At 66.0% G+C, this 19,816-nt stretch carries 18 protein-coding genes; 8 read left to right on the top strand and 10 right to left on the bottom strand.

All coding sequences use genetic code 11. The annotated features are described in order from the left end of the window. Positions 1 to 189: 189 nt before the first annotated feature. Positions 190 to 1,155 carry a hypothetical protein gene (locus tag OM977_RS15965; RefSeq protein ID WP_264354874.1) on the top strand — a complete coding sequence of 322 codons (966 nt, stop codon included), beginning with the start codon at positions 190 to 192 and terminating at the stop codon, positions 1,153 to 1,155. A gap of 177 nt (positions 1,156 to 1,332) precedes the next feature. Here the strand turns inward: OM977_RS15965 and OM977_RS15960 are convergent, their stop codons facing one another. The 7 genes from OM977_RS15960 to OM977_RS15930 all read right to left on the bottom strand — a co-directional run bounded on the left by OM977_RS15960 (position 1,333) and on the right by OM977_RS15930 (position 10,127). Continuing rightward, on the bottom strand, positions 1,333 to 3,783 hold the full coding sequence (locus OM977_RS15960; RefSeq protein WP_264354873.1) for a hypothetical protein: 2,451 nt from the start codon (positions 3,781 to 3,783) through the stop codon (positions 1,333 to 1,335). Positions 3,784 to 3,790: 7 nt separating this feature from the next. Then, positions 3,791 to 4,501, bottom strand: a complete 711-nt coding sequence (locus tag OM977_RS15955; RefSeq protein WP_264354872.1) for a peptidoglycan-binding protein — start codon at positions 4,499 to 4,501, stop codon at positions 3,791 to 3,793. A gap of 118 nt (positions 4,502 to 4,619) precedes the next feature. Then, positions 4,620 to 5,819 carry an NAD(P)/FAD-dependent oxidoreductase gene (locus tag OM977_RS15950; RefSeq protein ID WP_264354871.1) on the bottom strand — a complete coding sequence of 400 codons (1,200 nt, stop codon included), beginning with the start codon at positions 5,817 to 5,819 and terminating at the stop codon, positions 4,620 to 4,622. Positions 5,820 to 5,823: 4 nt separating this feature from the next. Continuing rightward, on the bottom strand, positions 5,824 to 6,030 hold the full coding sequence (locus OM977_RS15945; protein WP_264354870.1) for a DUF2945 domain-containing protein: 207 nt from the start codon (positions 6,028 to 6,030) through the stop codon (positions 5,824 to 5,826). A 163-nt stretch (positions 6,031 to 6,193) separates the two neighbouring features. Beyond that, complete coding sequence (locus tag OM977_RS15940) at positions 6,194 to 8,425, bottom strand: S9 family peptidase (protein ID WP_264354869.1); 2,232 nt, start codon at positions 8,423 to 8,425, stop codon at positions 6,194 to 6,196. Between the two features lie 27 nt (positions 8,426 to 8,452). Next, positions 8,453 to 9,448 carry an LCP family protein gene (locus tag OM977_RS15935; protein WP_264354868.1) on the bottom strand — a complete coding sequence of 332 codons (996 nt, stop codon included), beginning with the start codon at positions 9,446 to 9,448 and terminating at the stop codon, positions 8,453 to 8,455. Positions 9,449 to 9,521: 73 nt separating this feature from the next. Next, positions 9,522 to 10,127: an arsenate reductase/protein-tyrosine-phosphatase family protein gene (locus tag OM977_RS15930; RefSeq protein WP_264354867.1), complete on the bottom strand. Its 606-nt coding sequence runs from the start codon at positions 10,125 to 10,127 to the stop codon at positions 9,522 to 9,524. A 223-nt stretch (positions 10,128 to 10,350) separates the two neighbouring features. Between OM977_RS15930 and paaA the strand changes: the two genes are divergently transcribed. The 7 genes from paaA (at position 10,351) to galU (ending at position 16,401) form a co-directional block, all read left to right on the top strand. Further along, a complete protein-coding gene (gene paaA, locus OM977_RS15925; RefSeq protein WP_264354866.1) occupies positions 10,351 to 11,376 on the top strand; it encodes a 1,2-phenylacetyl-CoA epoxidase subunit PaaA in 1,026 nt (341 codons plus the stop codon). Further along, a complete protein-coding gene (paaB, locus tag OM977_RS15920) occupies positions 11,373 to 11,822 on the top strand; it encodes a 1,2-phenylacetyl-CoA epoxidase subunit PaaB (protein ID WP_264354865.1) in 450 nt (149 codons plus the stop codon). Before paaA ends, paaB begins: the two co-directional genes overlap by 4 nt. Continuing rightward, positions 11,819 to 12,769, top strand: coding sequence for a 1,2-phenylacetyl-CoA epoxidase subunit PaaC (gene paaC / locus OM977_RS15915; RefSeq protein ID WP_264354864.1), 951 nt, complete (start codon positions 11,819 to 11,821; stop codon positions 12,767 to 12,769). The genes paaB and paaC overlap by 4 nt, the downstream gene beginning before the upstream one ends. An 11-nt stretch (positions 12,770 to 12,780) precedes the next feature. Beyond that, positions 12,781 to 13,335 (top strand): 1,2-phenylacetyl-CoA epoxidase subunit PaaD, encoded by a 555-nt coding sequence (gene paaD / locus OM977_RS15910; protein ID WP_264357450.1) that lies wholly within the window; start codon positions 12,781 to 12,783, stop codon positions 13,333 to 13,335. A 15-nt stretch (positions 13,336 to 13,350) separates the two neighbouring features. Then, on the top strand, positions 13,351 to 14,589 hold the full coding sequence (gene paaE / locus OM977_RS15905; protein ID WP_264354863.1) for a 1,2-phenylacetyl-CoA epoxidase subunit PaaE: 1,239 nt from the start codon (positions 13,351 to 13,353) through the stop codon (positions 14,587 to 14,589). Positions 14,590 to 14,633: 44 nt separating this feature from the next. Next, positions 14,634 to 15,413 (top strand): enoyl-CoA hydratase/isomerase family protein, encoded by a 780-nt coding sequence (locus OM977_RS15900; protein WP_264354862.1) that lies wholly within the window; start codon positions 14,634 to 14,636, stop codon positions 15,411 to 15,413. A gap of 97 nt (positions 15,414 to 15,510) precedes the next feature. Next, positions 15,511 to 16,401, top strand: coding sequence for a UTP--glucose-1-phosphate uridylyltransferase GalU (galU, locus tag OM977_RS15895; protein ID WP_264354861.1), 891 nt, complete (start codon positions 15,511 to 15,513; stop codon positions 16,399 to 16,401). A 36-nt stretch (positions 16,402 to 16,437) separates the two neighbouring features. Here galU and OM977_RS15890 read toward each other — a convergent pair whose 3' ends face one another. The 3 genes from OM977_RS15890 to OM977_RS15880 are packed head-to-tail and all read right to left on the bottom strand — an operon-like array spanning position 16,438 to position 19,774. Then, entirely contained in the window at positions 16,438 to 17,412 is a 975-nt protein-coding gene (locus tag OM977_RS15890; protein WP_264354860.1) for a GDP-L-fucose synthase family protein, read from the bottom strand. Further along, complete coding sequence (gene gmd / locus OM977_RS15885; protein WP_264354859.1) at positions 17,412 to 18,440, bottom strand: GDP-mannose 4,6-dehydratase; 1,029 nt, start codon at positions 18,438 to 18,440, stop codon at positions 17,412 to 17,414. Before gmd ends, OM977_RS15890 begins: the two co-directional genes overlap by 1 nt. Beyond that, on the bottom strand, positions 18,437 to 19,774 hold the full coding sequence (locus OM977_RS15880) for a glycosyltransferase family 4 protein (RefSeq protein WP_264354858.1): 1,338 nt from the start codon (positions 19,772 to 19,774) through the stop codon (positions 18,437 to 18,439). The genes gmd and OM977_RS15880 overlap by 4 nt, the downstream gene beginning before the upstream one ends. Positions 19,775 to 19,816 lie beyond the last annotated feature (42 nt).

Here is a 19,816-nt window from a genome sequence, read left to right as displayed (position 1 = left end):
CGCCCGGGTTCCGTTCCCTCGCCAGGGCGGGGCTGCCGGGTGCTCTCCCTCCCACACCCCAGTAGGGACTACTCGTTTTGTCACGGAAGTCTCGCGCTACCCTGTCGTGCAAAAGCACCAGCCCACCTCCGTTGCCAAATTTCGCCGGATGCCATGAGGAGAATCCAAATGAAAAGATTTGCACGATTGGTGGGCGTTGGCCTGGTCCTTGGCCTGGGCATCTCGGGAAGTGTGAACGGGGTTGCCGGCGCCGCCACAACTTACAGTTTCGCGGTGATCGGTGACCTTCCCTACGGCAGCCCGGAAGTAAGTTTGTTTCCCCGCAAAATCAGTCAGATCAACGCGGACCCCGATGTGCGCATGGTCGGCCACCTTGGTGACATCGGCACGGGCAATTGCTCCACGACCTACTACCAGGGGATCAAAACCAACTTCGAAAGGTTTGCGGACCCTCTCGTCTACACCCCGGGGGACAACGAGTGGGCTGACTGCCACAGGGCGAGCGTCGGCCGAGCCAATCCCTTGGAGCGGTTGTCCGCCGTACGCTCCGTCTTCTTCCCCACAGCCGGGCGGACCTTGGGTCAGAACAAATTGTCCGTGACGGCGCAATCAGGCTACAAGGAGAACGTCTCCTTTGCGGCCGGGGGGCTGACCGTTTCGACGCTGCACGTGGTCGGATCGCAAAACGATCTGGTGCCCTGGAACGGCTTGGGCTATACACAGGCGACCACTGCCCAGCTTGCCGAGGTATCCGCCCGGGTAGCCGCCGTCACCGCCCAGATCCGCAGCGTGTTCTCCTCGGCGAAGGCGGCCAACAGCCGCGCCGTCGTCCTCATGACCCAGGCCGACATGTTTGCACCGGGCACTCAGAGTGCCGGGTACCGCAACGCGTTCCAAAACATTGTGCGCACCATCGCGAGCGAAAGCAAGAGCTTCCAGCGTCCTGTCTTCCTGTTCAACGGCGACACTCACGTGTACCTGCAAGACCGGCCGCTGACGAGTGCAAAATGGCTGTCCTTCTACGGTATCTCGGGGAGCGTGCCCAACCTTACCCGGGTCACCATCGAAGGCGCAGCCGGCGTGAACGAATGGATCAAGGCCAACGTGGTGGCAGGACCTGAAGTGCTGCAGATCCGGCGCGTGGCATACCAGTAACCGCCACGTACCGGACCACGGGGAGGAACCGTACCGGACCACGGGGAGGAACCAGGGAGCTGGCCCTCGGGAATCTGGCGGCTACACCCTTGGTGATATGACAAGTCCGACCGGAACGCCCACTCGCATTCCGGTCGGAACTGTCCAGCGGCGGAGGTGACGCCCGTCCTTGCGTCCCTAGGGTTTCGGGGCCGCCGTGGCGGGTGTCACCGGCGGCCCCTGGCCTGCGCCGGAGGTCCGAGTCGGCGTCGTGCCCGGTGACGGGGCCGTGGTATCTATAAACGGGGTGGGCTGCGACCCGGTCGTCGGCACGCCGCCTGTGGGAGCCGGCGCCGGAGCAGTCGTGGCGGAGCCGCCCGAAGGCCGCGGGGTTACATCGGCTCCCGATGACGGTGACAGCGTGCCGCCTGGCGTCGGGCTCGCACTCGTGGACGGCGTGGTGGATGGCGTGGGCGTCGCGGTCGTTGACGTGGACGGGCGGGCAGGACTGCCCGGCCGGGCCGTCGGATCGCTTTTGATGACGTCCATGATCTGCAGCTTGAACGCGTTCAGGCGTCCCTGGATTTCCGAGAGCGGGACCTGCTGAAGGGTCCGGCCGAAGTCCGCGATCTGTTGCCACAGCTCATTCAGCCGGGCCGCTCCGTCCGCACTGAGCGGCCCCTCCAGCGTAAGAACCAGCTGGTCCGCCAGGGCGTAGGTGAGGCACCGGAGGCAGTTGACGTTGGCGGCGGCCGAGAGGTTCTCCGGGACGATCACGTCGGTCTGGCCCACGATCAGGACCACCTGGAATCCCACCGCCACCGCGGAGCAGTCCGCGCAACTGGCGAAGGCGTAGGCCTCATTGCGGGTTTGGACGTCTGTACCGTCGTCGGCCCAGACCAGTGCGAAGGCGACGTCGTAGACGACGGAGCCGTCGGTGGTGTTGACGGCGAGCGACTGGTTGCCGTCCTCCTCGGGCGCGGCCGGCCGGTCGAAGGGGAAGACCCAGGACGGCGCCGCCGCGGGTCCGGCTTCTCCGGACGCGCCGGTCTGCCGGGGCACGAGGACCAGGCTGAGCTGAGGTTCGTCCCTGGTCGGCTTCCTCGCACCTTCCGGCCACAGCGCGACGGTCCTGCCGGCCTGGCCTTCCCTCATTCCGGGGCTGGCAGCTGCCGGGAAGACTGCCGTGGTGGCGTCCGCGAGGGTGCCGCGCTCGTACGGCTGGATGGGACGGTAGCTCTCCCCGCCCGGCCACCAGGCCCAGGTGAGGCCGGCCAGTACTGCGGCGATGGCAATGAGTCCGGTGGCCCGCCGCAGGGCGTTGCCCCTTGTCTTCTGCCAGAGACCCGTCAGGACCTGCCGGCCGAGGCGCAGCAGGACGTAGAGGACCGCCAGCACGGGCAGCGCCACGGCGGCGATGGCGAGGACGCGCAAGGATGCGTCGAGAACGTCGCCGTCGCCCAGGCTGGCGCTGAGCATGGCGAATTGCCTCTGCGTGCTCGCCCAGGCGGTGCCCAGGAGCCGCGGCAGGGACAGGACCATCAGGACCATGCTGAAGAGGAGCAGCGGTACGGTAACGAGCACCCAGAGCGTCACGACGGCGCGCGCCCACGGTTTGAGCGCCTGCGCCGCGGGGTCTTTCCGGCGCCAGGGCAGGAGGCTGAGCAGGGTGGGTTTGATCCGCTGGAAGAGGTCCGGCACGCCGGTGGCGTCGGCAAGGATATGGTATCCGTCGAAGCGCACCAGCGGGAGGAGCTGGCGGACCATCTGCAGGAGCTGGGTGACGATGACGAGCAACAGGGCGTCGTAACCGGTGGCCCACCAGATCGCCAGAATGGCCACGGCCACGATTGCGTTGAAGTACAGGCCGCCAAGGTCTGTCCGGATGCGGCCGCCCCGGCCCAGCCGGTACGAGTCGGTCACATCCGTGTAGAACGCCGGCCAGATCAAGTAGAGCCCGGTACCCATGGCTCCGGGTGTCGCGCCGCCGCGCCGGGCCGCGGCCGCGTGGCCGAACTCGTGGAAACCGGCGGACAGCACGGTGACCAGCAGGATCAACAGCAAAAGGCCGGGATTGGCAAAGGCATCATGGGTGGCCGAAGCGAGTCCCTTGACCATCAGCACCCACCAGCACGTCGCGATGAAGGCCACGGTGACGGCAGCCACGATCAGCGGGTTGAACAGGACAGCAAAGGGCGCGGTGAGCTTGCGCGTGCGCTCGGGGTCCGTCACCGTGTAGCGGAAGCGCATCCCGAGTAAGGGGTCCGCTTTCCGAAGTTCGGGTTGCGAGCCGTCCGCAAGTTGCAGCAAGCCCAGCGGCAGCAGCTGGGAGTCGATCAGGGTCCGGACGTTGTCGGCGCTGACCAGCCTGCCGGATTCGGAACTGGCGTGGCCGGCGATTTCCTCCAGCCCGCGCCGGCCGTCAACCGCTTCGAGAATGAGGTAGAGCAGGCGCGTCAGCTGGAGGGTCTGGCCATCGGCGCGCCTGACCAGCGATGGTGCTTCGCGGTAGCCGGAACCTTTGGTCTGGCCGATTAGTTGCACTCCGTCGGCCCGGACGGGGATCTGCTTGGTGTCGACGGCGGAAGCTGGCGCCGAGGAGGCCGGCGGGCCGTCCGCTGTGGACGGCCCGCCGTGCGTGGTACTCATTCAGGAACTACTGACGGAGGTCGGACTGCTGGTCGGCGGCGGCCGTGGCCTCACCTTCGATGTCCTGGTTGATGATCGCGTCCTGCTGTGCCACGGCAAAGGCGTCACTGTCGATCGAGCCGATGTTTGCCGCCACGGCAGCATCGATCGGTGCGGCGACGTTGGCGTTGGCGGCCACTGCGCCGTTGATCGGAGCAGCGATGTCCGCGTCGGCGGCGAGGTCCACGTTCACGTTGAGCAGGTTCGAGTTGACGGCGCCGGCAGCGTCCGTCGGCAGTGCGCCCAGATCGGGAGCCGTCGATCCGGGGGCGGCCGTGTCGGGAGCCGTCGTACCGGGCTCGGCCGCGCCGGGCTCGGCAGAGCCGGTGTCGGCGCCGTCATCGGCGGTGCCGGTGGCCTGGTCAATGGTGCTGTCCTGCGCGGACTCCGCAGTGGCGTCTGCCTCGATGCCCTGGTTGATGATCACGCCTTGGTCGGCGAGGGCCTGGGACTCGGATCCGAAGGACAGGATGTTCGCGGAGGCCGCGGCGTCAATCGGAGCCGCGACATTGGCGTTGGCCGCCACGGCGAGGTCGATCGGTGCGGCCGCGTTGATACCTAGGTCCAGGTCGGCGTTGAGGTCCAGCACGGATGCAACTTCCTTGTCCGGAAGGGCGGTGCCTGCCTCGGCCATCAGTTCATCCTCGGACAACGGGGTGAGTTCCTGCTCGGTGCTCATGGCAAACTCCATCTCTGGCACCTGGGGTGCCCGGTAATGGTTCTACGGCGACCCGTCCCCAGCGGACGGGTTCCACGCCATCATGCCAGTAAATAGTAAGCAGGGTGATCATTCAAGCTTAGGCGCGGCCCTTAAGGATCAAATTCCAGTAGACCCGGGGGAAGATGTCACGGTCCACAATCCACGATGCGCGGCTCTCTTTCCACGTTGGCACCTTCGGGATTGACGGCATCGGCCTGTACTTGTCGTCGAATTCGGCGAAGACAACGGTGGAGCGGGAAACCGTGAAGGGGCACACGGAGTAGCCGTCGTATTTTTCCGGCAAAGGTTTGCCCTGCCGGGCGGCTACCAGGTTCTTCGCCAGCACCTTCGTCTGCTTCCGCAGCGCCCCGCCGGACTTGGAGTTGGTGGTTGCCGCCGCATCACCCAGGGACCAGATGTTCGGAAAACGGACGTGCCGGAGGGTCTGCGGATCCACTTCCACGAACCCGCCGGAGTCGCCCAGGGCGGGCAGCTCCGTGGCCTTGAGCCAGTCCGGGGCCGACTGCGGCGGCACGGCGTTGAGCACGTCATAGCGCAGCTCCTCCGTGGCGCCGGTTGCGTTGTTCCGGATCAGCGCCGTTTGTCCGGTGGCATCAACCGAGGTCACCTCGCTGTTGCAACGCAGTTCAATGCCGTACTCGGCAATCTTCCGGTTCAGCTCGTCATCCACGCCGGCTACCCCGAAGACCGTGCTGGTCGGCTGGACCATCACCACCCGGATGTCCGGGAGCACCCCCTGCTCCCGCCAGTAATCGCAGGCCAGGTACATCGGTTTCTGCGCTGCGCCGCCGCACTTGATAGGCCCGGCGGGCATGGTGAAGACGGCAGTGCCGGCCTTGAGGCCACTGAGCAGCGTCCAGGCCTTGGATGCCAATCCGAATTCGTAGTGGGACGCGCCGAACGGGGAATGGACGGCCTCGGCCAGCCCCGGGATCCTGTCCCAGTCCAGCTGCAGGCCGGGGCAGACCACCAGGTGGCCGTATGCAACTTGGGCTCCGGACGCCAGCGTCACTGTATTGCCGGCCGGGTCGATGTCCACGGCACCGTCCCGGATCCACGTCACGCCTTTGGGAGTGACGGAGGCCTGGGAACGGACGGCCTCGGACGGCTTTGCCCTGCCGCCGGCGATGTGGGAAAACAGCGGTTGGTAGTGGTGTTGGTCTTTAGGTTCCACCAAGGCGACGTCTTTAACGCCGTAGCGCTCCAGACGTGCCGCGAGGGAAACACCGGCGTTCCCGCCGCCGATGATGAGGACCTCATGGTGCTGCCCGGCCATGGCCTTACTTCTTTTCAGTCAGGGCAGAAGCCTTGTGCGCAGCCCTGGCACCGGTTTTGGCGGACTCCACCACATACTGCGGCTCGTCCTCACTGGCCCGGTGTTTACGTCCGTCCAGCTCGAAATCACTGACTTTTTTCTCCACGATCTTGCCGTGGGTGGGGCCTTGGGGCGTGTTCCATTCCACGGGTGTTCCCTTGCTCAGCGACATAGGTGCTCCTCAACTAGGGCGGTTCCGGCGGCGTATGCAGGGCCAGCAACCGGATCCTCAATAGTAAGCAGGATGAGCTTTCTGCGGTACCGGTGCGGTACCGGGCCGTACCGGCGGGTACCGGCCGTACCGGCGGGTACCTGTGCGGGCTGACAGAATCCCGCTACTTCAGCCCCGCTCCCGGCAGCAGTTCGGTGGCGCCCAGGGAATCGGCGACGAAGGCGTAGTCCCAGGCCCGCTCACGCCAGTGCACGTACCGGCCTGAAGCGCCGCCGTGGCCGCCTTCCATCTCGATCTTCATCACGATGGGATTGCGGCCCGTGGTCGATTCGCGCAGCCGCTGCACCCACTTGGCCGGCTCCACGTAAAGGACCCGGGTGTCGTTGAAGCTCGTGACGGCGGCGATCTTGGGGTACGCCACGCCTCGGACGTTCTCGTACGGGGTGTACGACTTCATGTAGGCGTACACCGACGGGTCTGTGATCGGGTTTCCCCATTCCTCCCATTCGAGCGCGGAGAGCGGGAGCTCCGGGTCCAAAATGGTGGTCAGGGCGTCCACGAACGGCACGGCGGCGACTATTGCGGCGTACTTTTCCGGGGCGAGGTTGGCGACGGCGCCCATCAGCAGGCCGCCGGCGGAGCCGCCCATGGCCGCGACCCGTGCCGGGTCCACCCAGCCGGACTGCGCGAGCCAGTCGGTTGCCGCGATGAAGTCCGTGAAGGTGTTCTTCTTGTGCAGCTTCTTTCCCTTCTCGTACCAGTGCCGGCCGAGCTCGCCGCCACCACGGACATGGGCGATCACAAACACCACCCCGCGGTCCAGCAGCGAGATCCGGGGGATCGCGAAGCCCGGGTCCATGCTCAACTCGTAGGATCCGTAGCCGTAAACGAGGCCGGCCGCCGTCGCGTCCTGTTTCACGGAGGCGTGTCGGAGTACGGAGAGGGGGATCCGGGTGCCGTCCGCGGCCACGGCCCACTCCCGCTCGGCGACGTAGTCACCGGGCGTGTAGCCGCCCAGCACCGGGTTTTCCTTGCGCAGGAGCAGCTCGCCGTCGGGCAACCCCGGCGTCGGAAGCACGAAGTCGTAGATCCGCGACGGGGTGAAGTAGGAGGTGTAGCCCATCCGGATGACGGGAGCCTCGTAGTCGGAACCGGCGACCTCCGCCGTGTAGAGCTCCTCCTCGAAGGCGGGCTCCACCGGCGCGGCCTGCTCCGGTGTGCCGAGCCCTGCCAGTGCAAGGACCTGCACCCGCTCGATCGTGTCCTTGCGGACGGAGACAACGACATGCGTCGAGGTGACGCCGGCACCGTTGACGCGGACGTCGTCGGAATGCTCGACGACGGTGGTCCAACGCTGCTCGGCGAGCGGCCTGGCGAGTTCCGCCGGGTCCACCAGGGAGATCATGGAGTTGATCGCATCCCGGTTGTGGGTGAGGAGGATCCGCTCCTCCGCGGACCCGGAAGCATTCTCCAGCAGGAACGGCTCCGCCTCGTACAGGATGCGTTCGCCGCGGGAAATCACGGTGCTGAGCCCGGCGTCGAGCGCGTCAAAGCGCAGCAGCCTGGTTTCGCTGAACTCCGAGCATCCGATGCTCAGCACGAGGTGGCGCCGGTCCGAGGAGAGCTCGAAGCCGAGCCACATGGCGACGTCGTCCTCCTGGTAGATGACCTCGTCGTCGGTGACGGGCGTGCCCAGCACATGGGACTTCACTTGGTACGGCCGCCACGAGTCGTCGACCACGGTGTAATAGATCCGCGTGCCGTCCGGGGAGAAGGCGATGCCGTAGAAGACATTCTCGATCACATCGGGGAGCAGCGCGCCGGTCCGGAGATCCTTGAAGCGCAGCGTGAAGCGCTCGTCGCCGGCGTAATCCGCGGCGTAGGCGTACAGCGTCCCGTCGATGGTCACGGCGGCCCCGCCCACCGAGAAGAAGGGCTTTCCCTCCGCCTCCACGTTGCCGTCCAGCAGGACTTCTTCCCCGGGGATGTCGACGCCGGCCTCCACGGCAGGGGGAGTCCAGTCCTCGACACGGTCTCCGGTGTCCTGGGCCTGCACGCGGCACTGGATGCCGTATTCCTTCCCTTCGACCGAGCGGGTGTAATACCACCAGCCGTCCTTGCGGTACGGCACGGAGAGATCGGTTTCCTGGGTGCGGCCCTTGATCTCCTGGAAGATGGCCTCACGCAGCGGCTCCTGGTGGGCGGTCACCGCCTCCTGGTAGGCGTTTTCTGCCTTGAGCAGGTCCACGACCTCCGGGGACTCCTTGTCGCGCAGCCACTCGTAGTTGTCCTCGAACGAGTCGCCGTGGTGGGTGCGGAGGGAGGGAACCTTCCTGGCGACGGGAGGCTGCACTTCGTCAAGGTGCGCAGCGGGCTGCGAAGGAGTGTGGGTCATTGACCCAATGTACCGAAAAGCGCCGACTCAGTTGCCGTTCTGCAGATTGTTGGCGGCCACATACTCGGCCAGCGTCTGCCCGGCCAACGCGGCGGACACCGCCGCGGTCGCGGCCGGGTCCTGCAGCACGATCGACTGACCGTCCCGGCTGGTGCCTGTTCCCGCCGTCGGAAGTGTGAAGAACACGCCGCGCCCGGGTGTGATGCTGCGGAGGCTGTAGACAAGGTTTTCCAGCGACTCCAGGCTGAAGCCTGGGCTCAGCGTGACGTGTGGCAGTACGGTCTGGACCAGTTGGCGGACGGTGTCGCGGTCCGCCAACCCGCCCTCGTTCAGCAGCTTCGCGAGCGCGGCTTTCAGGAAGGTCTGCTGGTTGCGGACCCGCTGGTAGTCACCGTCGACGAAGGCGTGCCGCTCCCGGACAAAGGAGAGCGCCTGGGCACCGTTAAGCCTGTTCAGGCCGGCCGGAAAATGATACGGGGTGTCCACCGTGGACGAGAACGGCAGCTTGACGTCGACCTCAACGCCGCCGAGGGCATCCGTCAGGGCGCTGAAGCCCTCGAAGTCCAGCATCAAGGTTTGGTCGATACGCTGGCCCAGCAACGCCGCCACGGTCTGTGTCTGAAGCGGCAAGCCACCCAGTTCGAGGCCGGCGTTGGCTTTTGCGGGACCGTACCCGGGGATGTCCACCCACAGGTCCCGCATGATGGAAATGCCGTAGACGCTCTGCCGGTCAGCGGGGAGGTGGATGAACACGAGAACGTCGCCGCGCTGGTCGGAGAGGGCGCCCGAGGCGGCGTCGGCACGGGCGTTCACCCGGCTGTCGCTGCCCACGAGCAGAATGTTCAGGGCGACGGGCGGAGGCTCCGGCGTCGGCGTCGGCGTCGGCGTGGGGCTCGGGGCCGATGAGGTCTCCGGGGCGGCGGCAGGGGGGACGGCGGTCTCTGCGGGGGCCGAAGTCTCGGCCCTTGGCCGGCTCAGGAGGTATGCCGCGCCCGCGACGGCGAGGACCAGCAAGGCGGCCACCGCAATAAGGAGGGGGCGCTGGTGGCGCCTGCCCGCGGGAGCCGCAACCCCGCCCACCGCCGGCCCGCCCACGTCAGACCCCCGCCGGTGCGGTCCGGTGGGCGAAGCGGAGGATGGTGAGGACCGCCGGCGCCAGCTCGTCCTCCATCCGCTGGTAGGCCTCCGGTCCCAGCCGGTAGGGGTCCGCCACGTCATTGTCTGCGGCGTCGTTCACCAGGGCGAGGTGCCGCACGGCTGCGGCCCGTTGCGGAAGCGCCTTCCACCACGTGACCAGGTCGGCGTCCGGCGCCGGGCCGGCATCGCGCTCCTCGAGGGCCTTCAGCATTCGCGCGAATTCCCGGATCGTGAAGGTCCGCTTGAGCGCTGACGGCTCCAACCTGACGACGGCGCTGCGGTGGCTCGCTGTCATGGTGAGGACGATGTCCGCGCCGCGGAGCATTTCCGGGGTCAGTTGGCGGGCTGCGAAGCCGTCGGGCCTTCCGCCGCGGGATTCGATGATCCGGGCCGAGGGGAGCTGGACCGGGGCGCCGACCACGGCCAGGGTTCCGGCGCTTGCGACGAGGAAGGTACCGGACCTGACCGCGTCGAGCCCGGCCTGGAGCATCCGCTCGGCGACGGGCGAGCGGCAGATGTTTCCGGTGCAGACCGTTAGGATCCGGACATTTGAGGAGTTTTCCACAGTTCCTAGTTTCCGTCGCCCAGTTCCCGGTGGCCACGCGGTCACCCCGTTGTCCGCCGTCAGGGCAGCTTCGGCGGCGTGTTCCAGAGGCTACCACCACGGACCCCGGCAAAACTTGGAAATCGCTGGTACCGCCGTGGTGCTTCGCTTGACCATCTCGGAACCTCCGCATATCCTGAACGAACGGTCGGTAATTATTTATCGGAAATGCATAGGAGCAACCATGGCATCGCAGACCCTGCAGTCAGCGCCCGCAGAGCCAACACCGGGACGGCAGAACCTGAGCCCCGAAGATGCGGCGCAGCGGGACGCGGAGGGACAGGCCTACTTCGACAAGGTCATGGCGGACGATTCACGCATCGAGCCCCGCGACTGGATGCCGCCGGCCTACCGCAAGACCCTGTTGCGGCAGATCTCGCAGCACGCGCACTCGGAGATCATCGGCATGCAGCCGGAGGCCAACTGGATCTCCCGCGCCCCGAGCCTCAAGCGCAAGGCCATCCTGATGGCCAAGGTCCAGGACGAGGCCGGCCATGGGCTGTACCTCTACTCCGCCGCCGAAACGCTCGGCCAGCCCCGCGACCGGATGATGGCCGACCTCATTGCCGGCAAGGCCCGCTACTCGTCGATCTTCAACTACCCGGCCCGAACCTGGGCGGACATGGGCGCGATCGGCTGGCTCGTGGACGGCGCCGCCATCTGCAACCAGGTGCCGCTGTGCCGTGCTTCCTACGGACCCTATGGCCGGGCCATGGTCCGGGTCTGCAAGGAGGAGTCCTTCCACCAGCGGCAGGGTTTCGAGATTTTGCTGGAACTGTCCAAGGGAACACCGGAACAGAAGCAGATGGCGCAGGAGGCGGTGAACCGCTGGTACGCTCCGGCGCTGATGATGTTCGGCCCGCCGGACGATGATTCGCCTAACTCTAAGCAGTCCATGGCCTGGAACATCAAGCGCTTCGGCAATGACGAACTCCGCAGCCGGTTTGTCGGCATGATGGTCGAGCAGGTCAGGGTCCTCGGGCTCACCCTCCCGGACAAGGAAATCCGATTTAACGAGGAAACCAGGAAGTGGGAGCATGGCCCGCTCGACTGGAACGAGTTCAAGGAAGTCCTCGCCGGCCGGGGCCCCTGCAACGCCCAGCGCCTGGAGCGCCGCCGCGAGGCCCACGAGAACGGCGCCTGGGTGCGCGAGGCCGCAGCCGCCTATGCGGCGAAACAGTCAATGAAGACAAAGGAATACGCAGCATGAGTCCCCACGGCAACCCGGAAGTCCCGGCAAGCTCCGCCCCAGAAATCAACCGCGACGCCGAGAAGGTGCCGGCTGGCCCGGACTCGACAGCTTCGTCAAGCTCAGCCACCGGAACCCCGGCGGCCCAGCCCACCGAGACCCGTCCCGCGCCCACCGAACACACAGGTAACGCCTGGGGCCTCTGGGAGGTCTTCGTCCGGTCCAGCCGGGGTCTCTCCCACGTCCACGCCGGTTCCCTGCATGCCCCGGATGCCGCCATGGCCCTGCGCAACGCCCGCGACCTGTACACCCGCCGCAACGAAGGGGTGTCCATCTGGGTGGTTCCGGCCGACGCCATCGCCGCCAGCGATCCGGACTCCAAGGGGTCTTTCTTCGAGTCGCCCCAGGGCAAGGACTACCGGCACGCCACGTATTACACCAAGAGTGAGGGCGTGAAGCACCTGTGAGTTCCGTACCCGAAGCTGCCGGAACGGCAGCATCCGCAGCAGCAGAGCACGGCGGCCATGGCGACATCTCCGTCGGTGTCGCCGGAGCCAGCGGCGACGGCGCCGCGAGCGCCACCCGCATCACCCCCGGCAACGCCCTGCGTCCCGAGGACATCGCCCTGGCGGTGACCCGGGGCACCGCTAAGCCAAGCGGGGACGTCGCCGAGTACGCCCTGCGCCTGGGCGACGACGCCCTTATCCTCGCCCAGCGGCTGGGCCACTGGATTTCCCGCGCGCCCGAACTGGAGGAGGACGTGGCCCTGGGGAACATCGCCCTGGACCAGTTGGGCCATGCCCGGTCCTTCCTGAGCTACGCCGGAGGCGCCCTCGACGGGGACGGCGGAGGTAAGACCGAAGATGACCTGGCCTACTTCCGCCGCGAGCACGAGTTCCGGTCCGCGCATCTGTTCGAGCAGCCCAACGGCGACTTCGCCGTCACCATTGCCCGCCAGTTTGCGGTGAGCTACTACCAGTTCGAGCTGTACCGCCGGCTGACGGAGTCCACGGACGCCACGCTCGCGGCCATCGCGGCCAAAGCCGTGAAGGAAGTGGACTATCACCGCGACCACAGCGCGCAGTGGATCCTCCGCCTGGCGCTCGGCACCGAGGAATCCCGCCGGCGCATCATCCACGGGCTTCGGCTCATCTGGCCGTACCTCGGCGAGCTCTTCGAGGACGACGAGCTGACCACCCGCCTGGCCGAAACCGGTGCCGCCGTCGAACCGTCCAGCCTGAAAGCGGATTTCGACCGCCTGACCGGTGAGGTCCTGGCCGAAGCGGAGCTGGAGGTGCCAGAGGTGCCGTTCGCGCCGGGCGGCGGCCGGCGCGGCCAGCACTCCGAGCACCTGGGTTACATCCTCGCCGAGATGCAGGTGCTGGCCCGGGAACATCCCGGGGCAAGCTGGTGACCGCCGTGGACATGTTCGTACAGGACGGCGGGACCAGAACCCGGGAAGCCACCGCGGAGCAGAAGGCCTGGGCCGTCGCCGCCACGGTCTGCGACCCGGAGATTCCGGTCCTCACCATTGAGGATCTTGGCATCCTCCGCGACGTCCGGCTATTCGACGACGGCGGAATGGTCCCGGCCGTCGGAGTCACCATCACGCCGACTTACTCGGGTTGCCCGGCCATGGACGCCATACGCGACGACCTTAAGGCGGCGTTCCAGGCAGCGGGTTACCCCAGCGTGCATGTGGAACTCGTGCTCGCCCCGGCCTGGACCACGGACTGGATGAGCGAGGCCGGCAAGGCCAAGCTGCGGGAGTACGGCATCGCCCCGCCCTCAGGCCGCGCCGCCGCCGGCGGCGCGGGACACACCTCCCGGGGAACCGTCCGCCTCAGCCTGGCTGTGAAATGCCCGCAGTGCTCGTCGTTGAACACCAAGGAACTCACCCGCTTCGGTTCCACCTCCTGCAAGGCGCTGTATGTGTGCCAGGACTGCAAGGAACCGTTCGACTACTTCAAGATTTTGTAAGGAACAGGTGCTCCCATGCCCGTTGTCCGCCAGACTGCCGCCGAATCGGCGCAGGCCACCGGCCGCCGTCGTCCGTCCTTCCATGCCCTGACGGTGAGCGAGGTCCGCCGGCTCACCGAGGACGCCATCGAGGTGACGTTCGCGGTTCCCGCCGAGCTGGCCGGGCAGTTCGATTACCTTCCCGGACAGTACGTGGCCCTGCGCACCACCCTGACGGACGCGGACGGTGAGCCGCACGAGGTCCGCCGCAGTTACTCCATCTGTGCCGAGCCGCGCAGCTTCGCGGACGGCAGCAGTGAGATCCGCGTCGCCATCAAGAAGGACCTGGGCGGCCTGTTTTCCACGTGGGCCAATGCCGAGCTCAAGGCCGGCGACGTCCTGGACGTCATGAGCCCGATGGGCGCGTTCGTCTCCAGGCACGGCCGCGACGGTAAATCTGTCGAGCAGAACGTCATGAACTCGATGAACCGTCCGCAGGTCATGGCAGACCAGCTGGCGGGGGAGCCGGGCTCCTTCGTGGCCATTGCCGCCGGATCCGGCATCACCCCGGTGATCAGCATCGCCCGCACGCTGCTGGCTGCGCACCCGGAAACGCGCTTCGATCTGGTCTACGCCAACAAGGCCGCAATGGACGTGATGTTTTTGGAAGAACTCGCGGACCTCAAGGACAAGTACCCGTCGCGGCTCGCCCTGCACCACGTGCTCTCCCGCGAGCAGCGGATCGCGCCATTGCTCAGCGGCCGGATCGACGCCGAGAAGCTGCAGGGGCTGCTGAGCACCGCCATCCACAGCGACGACGTCGACGAGTGGTTCCTGTGCGGGCCTTTTGAGCTCGTCCAGTTGTGCCGCGACACCCTCGCCGCCCGCGGCGTCAAGCCGGAACATGTCCGCTTCGAACTGTTCACCTCGGGCAAGCCGGACCGTCCGGAAGGGAACATCGGCCGACCCGTGATCGCTGACCAGTCCAAGGAAACGTTCAAGATCACCTTCAAGCTGGACGGGCTGCAGGGTGAGGTTGCCAGCCCCACCCACGCCCGCGAATCCATCCTCAACGCCGCGCTCCGGGTCCGGCCGGATGTCCCCTTCGCCTGCGCCGGCGGGGTCTGCGGAACCTGCCGTGCCAAGGTGGTCACCGGTGCCGTCACCATGGACGAGAACTACGCGCTGGAGCAGGATGAGCTGGACAAGGGCTACGTCCTCACCTGCCAATCCCACCCGACGACGCCGGAAGTCACCGTCGACTTCGACGTCTAGCCCGGTCCCGAGACCCGCCGTCCCCCACTCCACCGAGGAGCCCCATGATTTCCCTCTCCATCGCCGACGGCATTGCCGAAATCGTGCTGGACGCGCCGTACAAACTCAACTCGCTGGACGAGCAGGCGCTGGCCGACCTTGGGCAGGCGTACGACGACGCCGCTGACGCCGCCGTGCGCGGCGAGGTCAGGGCGCTGCTGCTCCGAGGGGAAGGGCGGGCCTTTTGCGCCGGCCGGGACATCGCCGGAGTGACACCGGAGAGCGACGACGCGGAGGCCTACCTTGGCGGGCTCGTGCAGCCGCTGCTGCAGAAGATGAGTTCCTTTCCGGCACCGACCTTCGCCGCCGCCCAGGGCGCCTGCCTCGGTGTCGGGCTCGGGCTGCTGCTGGCCACCGACGTCGTCTATGTCGCGGAAAACGCCAAGTTCGGGTCCCCGTTCGCCAAACTCGGCGCCACGCTGGACTCCGGCGGGCACTGGTACTTCACCGAACGCCTCGGCATGCACCGGACCCTGGACCTTATCTATACGGCCGAGCTCATCAGCGGTGCCGAGGCCGTGGCGCGGGGTCTGTTCAGCCGGGCCATGCCCGCGGACGCGCTGCTGGAGAACACCCGCGCCATTGTGGCCGGCGTGGCCACCGGTGCCACCGGGGCCTTCAAAGCGAGCAAGGAACTCGTGGCACACATCCGGGACCAGCGCCTCGGGCTATGGGAAGCGATGGCTGAGGAAAACGCGGAGCAGGCGCGGCTGTGCAAGAGTGCGGATTACGCCGAGGGATTCCGCGCGTTCCAGGAGAAGCGGCCACCGGTTTTCAGGGGCTAGGACTTCGGCTGCCTTGGTACTGGAGACCAAGTTGTCTCTATACCTGTCTTTCGCTGGGACCATTCTCATTTGGAAATTGCGCTTGTAGGGTTCGGGTATGACTTCGGGGAAACGAGTAATCAAGGCTGTCATTCCGGCCGCAGGGCTCGGAACACGCTTCCTTCCCGCCACCAAGGCGATGCCCAAGGAAATGCTGCCGGTGGTGGACCAGCCGGCCATCCAGTATGTGGTGGAGGAAGCAGTCCGCGCCGGGCTGACCGATCTGCTGATGATCACCGGCCGCCAGAAGCGCGCCCTCGAGGACCATTTTGACCGGGAGCCCGCCCTGGAACGCGCCCTCGAGCTCAAGGGCGACCTCGACCGGCTGGACGCGGTCCGGCACGCCTCCAGCCTGGGCCCGCTGCACTACGTCCGCCAGGGCGACCCCAAAGGCCTGGGCCATGCGGTCCTGTGCGCCCGCCAGCACGTGGGCCATGAGCCCTTCGCCGTACTTTTGGGAGACGACCTGATCGACGAGCGTGACGAGCTGCTGAGCACCATGATTGATGTGCAGGCCAGGACCGGAGGTTCGGTGGTCGCCCTGATCGAGGTCTGCCCGGCCGAAATCAGCGCCTATGGTTGTGCCGACGTGTCGGCCATCCCCGGCGAGGACCACGTGAGGGTCAACGGCCTGGTCGAGAAGCCGGACGTCGCGGATGCCCCCTCGAACCTGGCCGTGATCGGCAGGTACGTGCTGCACCCCGCGGTATTCGATGTCCTGGAAGGCACCGGGCCCGGCCGCGGCGGAGAGATCCAGCTGACCGATGCGCTGCAGACCCTGGCGGTCTCCGACGGCGAGGGCGGTGGCGTCTGCGGTGTGGTCTTCAAGGGCCGCCGCTACGACACCGGCGACAAGCTGAGCTACCTCAAGGCTGTGATCTCGATAGCTGCGGAGCGGGTGGAGTTTGGCGAAGAGCTGAGGTCGTGGATGAAGGGCTTCCTCAGCTGATCGGCCAACTCCACCACGCTCCACCACACGCGGCGTTCAGGCCCTGAGGTGGCCGCTGTTTGCGCGGTACCACTCGACGGTGCTCTTGACGCCGTCGATCAGGCTGATTCGCGCCGACCAGCCGGCCGCTGCAAGCCTGGAAACATCCAGCAGCTTTTGCGGCGTGCCATCGGGTTTGCTTGCATCCCAGCGAATCTGCCCATCGTAACCGACAGCGTCCGCCACGATTGAGGCCAACTCCTTGATCGTGACGTCGGAACCTGTTCCCACATTCACCTGGTCCGGACCGTCGTAGTGCTCCAGCAGGTGCAGGCAGGCGGACGCCATGTCGTCCACATGCAGGAACTCGCGCCGCGGGGAACCCGTTCCCCAGTTGGTGACACTGCCGGCTTTGGTCGCGGCCGCCTCGTCGAAGCGGCGGATCAGGGCAGGCAGGACGTGGGAGCCCTCGGGGGAGAAGTTGTCCCCCGGCCCGTACAGGTTGGTCGGCATCGCGGAGATCCAGGGCAGCGAATATTGGCGCCGGATCGCCTGGACATGCATGATGCCGGCAATTTTTGCTATTGCGTAGGCGTCATTGGTGGGCTCAAGGTGGCCGGTCAGCAAAGACTCTTCACGAATGGGCTGCTCAGCAAATTTGGGGTAGATGCAGGACGACCCGAGAAACAGGAGCCTCTCAACCCCGTGCTCGCGCGCCGCGTCCAGCACATTCACCTGGATGCGAAGGTTGTCGCTGAGGAAATCCACCGGGTACGTGTTGTTGGCCAGAATACCGCCCACCTTGGCCGCGGCGAGGACCACGTAGCGAGGCTTGGCGGAGGCAAAGAAGTCGAAGACGTCCGTACGATCCTTGAGGTCGAGCTCCCCGGAGGTGCGACCGACCAGGTCGGTGAACCCTTCGTCCTCGAGCTTCCGCCAGATAGCCGAACCGACCAGCCCCCGGTGGCCCGCTACATAGAACGTCGAGGATCGGTCCAGCGGCGCGGGTTCGAAGCTGGCCTTCGCCCCCACTAGTATTTCCAGCTTTCAAGGTCGACGGTGTCGATCCAGCTGTCACCCGAATGCTTCAAGGCCTCGATGTCGGCGTCCACCATGATGCGGGCGAGCTCCGGCGTGTGGACGGAAGCCTTCCAGCCGAGTTTTTCCTGTGCCTTGGAGGCGTCGCCGATCAGGGCGTCAACTTCCGTCGGTCGCAGGTATCGTTCGTCGAACCGGACGTGGTTCTCCCAGTTCAGGCCCGCGTGGTCGAAGGAGATCTGCAGGAAGTCACGGACCGTGTAGTTGCCGCCGGTCGCGAGCACGAAGTCCTCGGGCTCGTCGGCCTGGAGCATCCGCCACATGCCTTCAACATACTCCGCGGCGTAGCCCCAGTCCCGGACGGCGTCGAGGTTGCCCATGTAGAGCAAATCCTGCTTGCCTGCCTTGATCGCGGCGACGGCGCGGGTGATCTTGCGGGTGACGAAGGTTTCGCCGCGGCGGGGGGACTCGTGGTTGAAGAGGATGCCGTTTACCGCGAACATGCCGTAGGCCTCGCGGTAGTTCCTGGTGATCCAGTAGCTGTAGACCTTGGCCGCACCGTACGGGGACCGCGGATAGAAGAGCGTCTCCTCGTTCTGGGGAGGAGGGGTGGCGCCGAACATCTCGGAGGAGGATGCCTGGTAGAACTTCGTTTCTATGCCCGACATCCGTACGGCCTCCAGGAGGCGGATCGTGCCGACACCGGTCGTATCTGCCGTGTGCTCGGGTTCATCGAACGAAACGCGAACGTGGGACTGGGCGGCGAGGTTGTAGACCTCGTCGGGATTGATTTGGGCCAGCAGCGTGACGAGTCGAGCACCGTCACTCAGGTCTCCGTAATGGAGGAAGAGCCTGGCATTGGGATCGTGCGGATCGACATAGAGGTGATTGACCCTGGCCGTGTTGAAGGTCGATGCCCGGCGGATGAGACCGTGCACCTCATACCCCTTGCTCAGGAGCAGTTCTGCAAGGTATGAGCCGTCCTGGCCCGTAATGCCGGTGATAAGCGCGCGCTTGGTCATTTTGCCCCCCATATGTGCGAAAGAATAAAGTGAGCGGGCTTTAGGCGGCCCGCGGGTATAAAGCTGTGAATGAATTCGTCGTACTGGGCCATCGCCGTGGCTTCGGACAGGGTCAACTGCCGGAACCTCAGCCCGTTTTCCCCGAGTTCCCTAGAGAAACTCTCGTCGGAGCCGAGCGCCTCGGCCGCCGCGACCAGCGCGGCCGGATTATCCGCATCGACCCGTACTCCAGCTGCCGCTGAGGCGATCTCCTCGGCCGTCACGCTGCTCGGGTCCGTCGCGGCGAGAACCGGCACGCCTGCGTTGAAATAGGAAGTGAGTTTGCTCGGCACCGACATTTCTTTTACGCCGGGGAGTTCGTTCACCAGAAGGACATCAGCGGCGGTAAGCGCTGTTTGGAATTCGGCGTCAGGAAGTGAATCAACGAACGATATGGTGCCGATTCCTTCGGCGGCCCGTTCCAGGGCCGGCCGCTGATTGCCATCCCCCATCAGGACGAACCGCACGGTGCTCTTGCCTGCTTCTGCGAGGCGGGCAGCCGCGATGACGTTTTCGAGTCCCTGCTTCTTCCCCATGTTCCCGGCGTGCAGAACGATCGTCTCGTCGGCTTTCCAGCCGAGTTTTTCCCGAAGATCCTGCTGCCCGGTGGCCGGAGCCGGCGGGAGATGGGTCCAGTTCCGGATCACGCGCACGTCCCGACCGGAAATATCCAGGGTGTCGGTGATGTAGGTCCGGAACCGTTCATGGATCGCCACCACACCGTCCGCGCTACCCAGGATCGCTGACTCCAGGCGGATGGCGAGGCGGGCGAACGGCCCTGCTGCCATCTTGGTCTCCACCACGCCCCGGCTGTACAAGTCCTGGACCCAGATAAGGCACGGGGTCCTCTTCCAGGAAAGCCGGGCCCGCAACGCTGCGAGGCCGGTGGAGATGAGAGCCGGGCTGACCAAGACGATGACGTCAGGCCTGTCCCACCGGGCAGTCACAACCCGCAAACCGAAAGTCAGTTCCAGAAGAATTCTCCGGAAACCGGTGGGCTTTCGTGGAATGTAGTGACGGAGTCTTTTTATCTTGACCCCATCACGCGACTCAGTCTGCTGCCAACCGTCATAGCCTTCTTGACGTTGCCATTCGGGGTAGTGCGGAAAACCGGTCACGACACTAACCGAGTGGCCGGCAGCGGCGAGGTTTTTAGCCAAATGAGTGGTGTACGGGGCATTACCGGATCGCTCCGGAGCATAATTTAGCCCGATGATAGTGATTCTTGTCATTTTGAGACCGCCAAATAACTGGTTACGAATTACCGCGGATGTAGCATCGACTGCGCCCTTCACACCGCCGATGCAACTGCGTGTTGCTGACGATCTTAGGAAGGG

The sequence above is a fragment of the Pseudarthrobacter sp. MM222 genome, assembly GCF_947090775.1.
In the GTDB taxonomy this organism is placed as follows: Bacteria; Actinomycetota; Actinomycetes; order Actinomycetales; family Micrococcaceae; genus Arthrobacter.
Note: the sequence above shows the minus strand (reverse complement) of the source record. Positions and strands in the feature narration are given on the sequence as shown.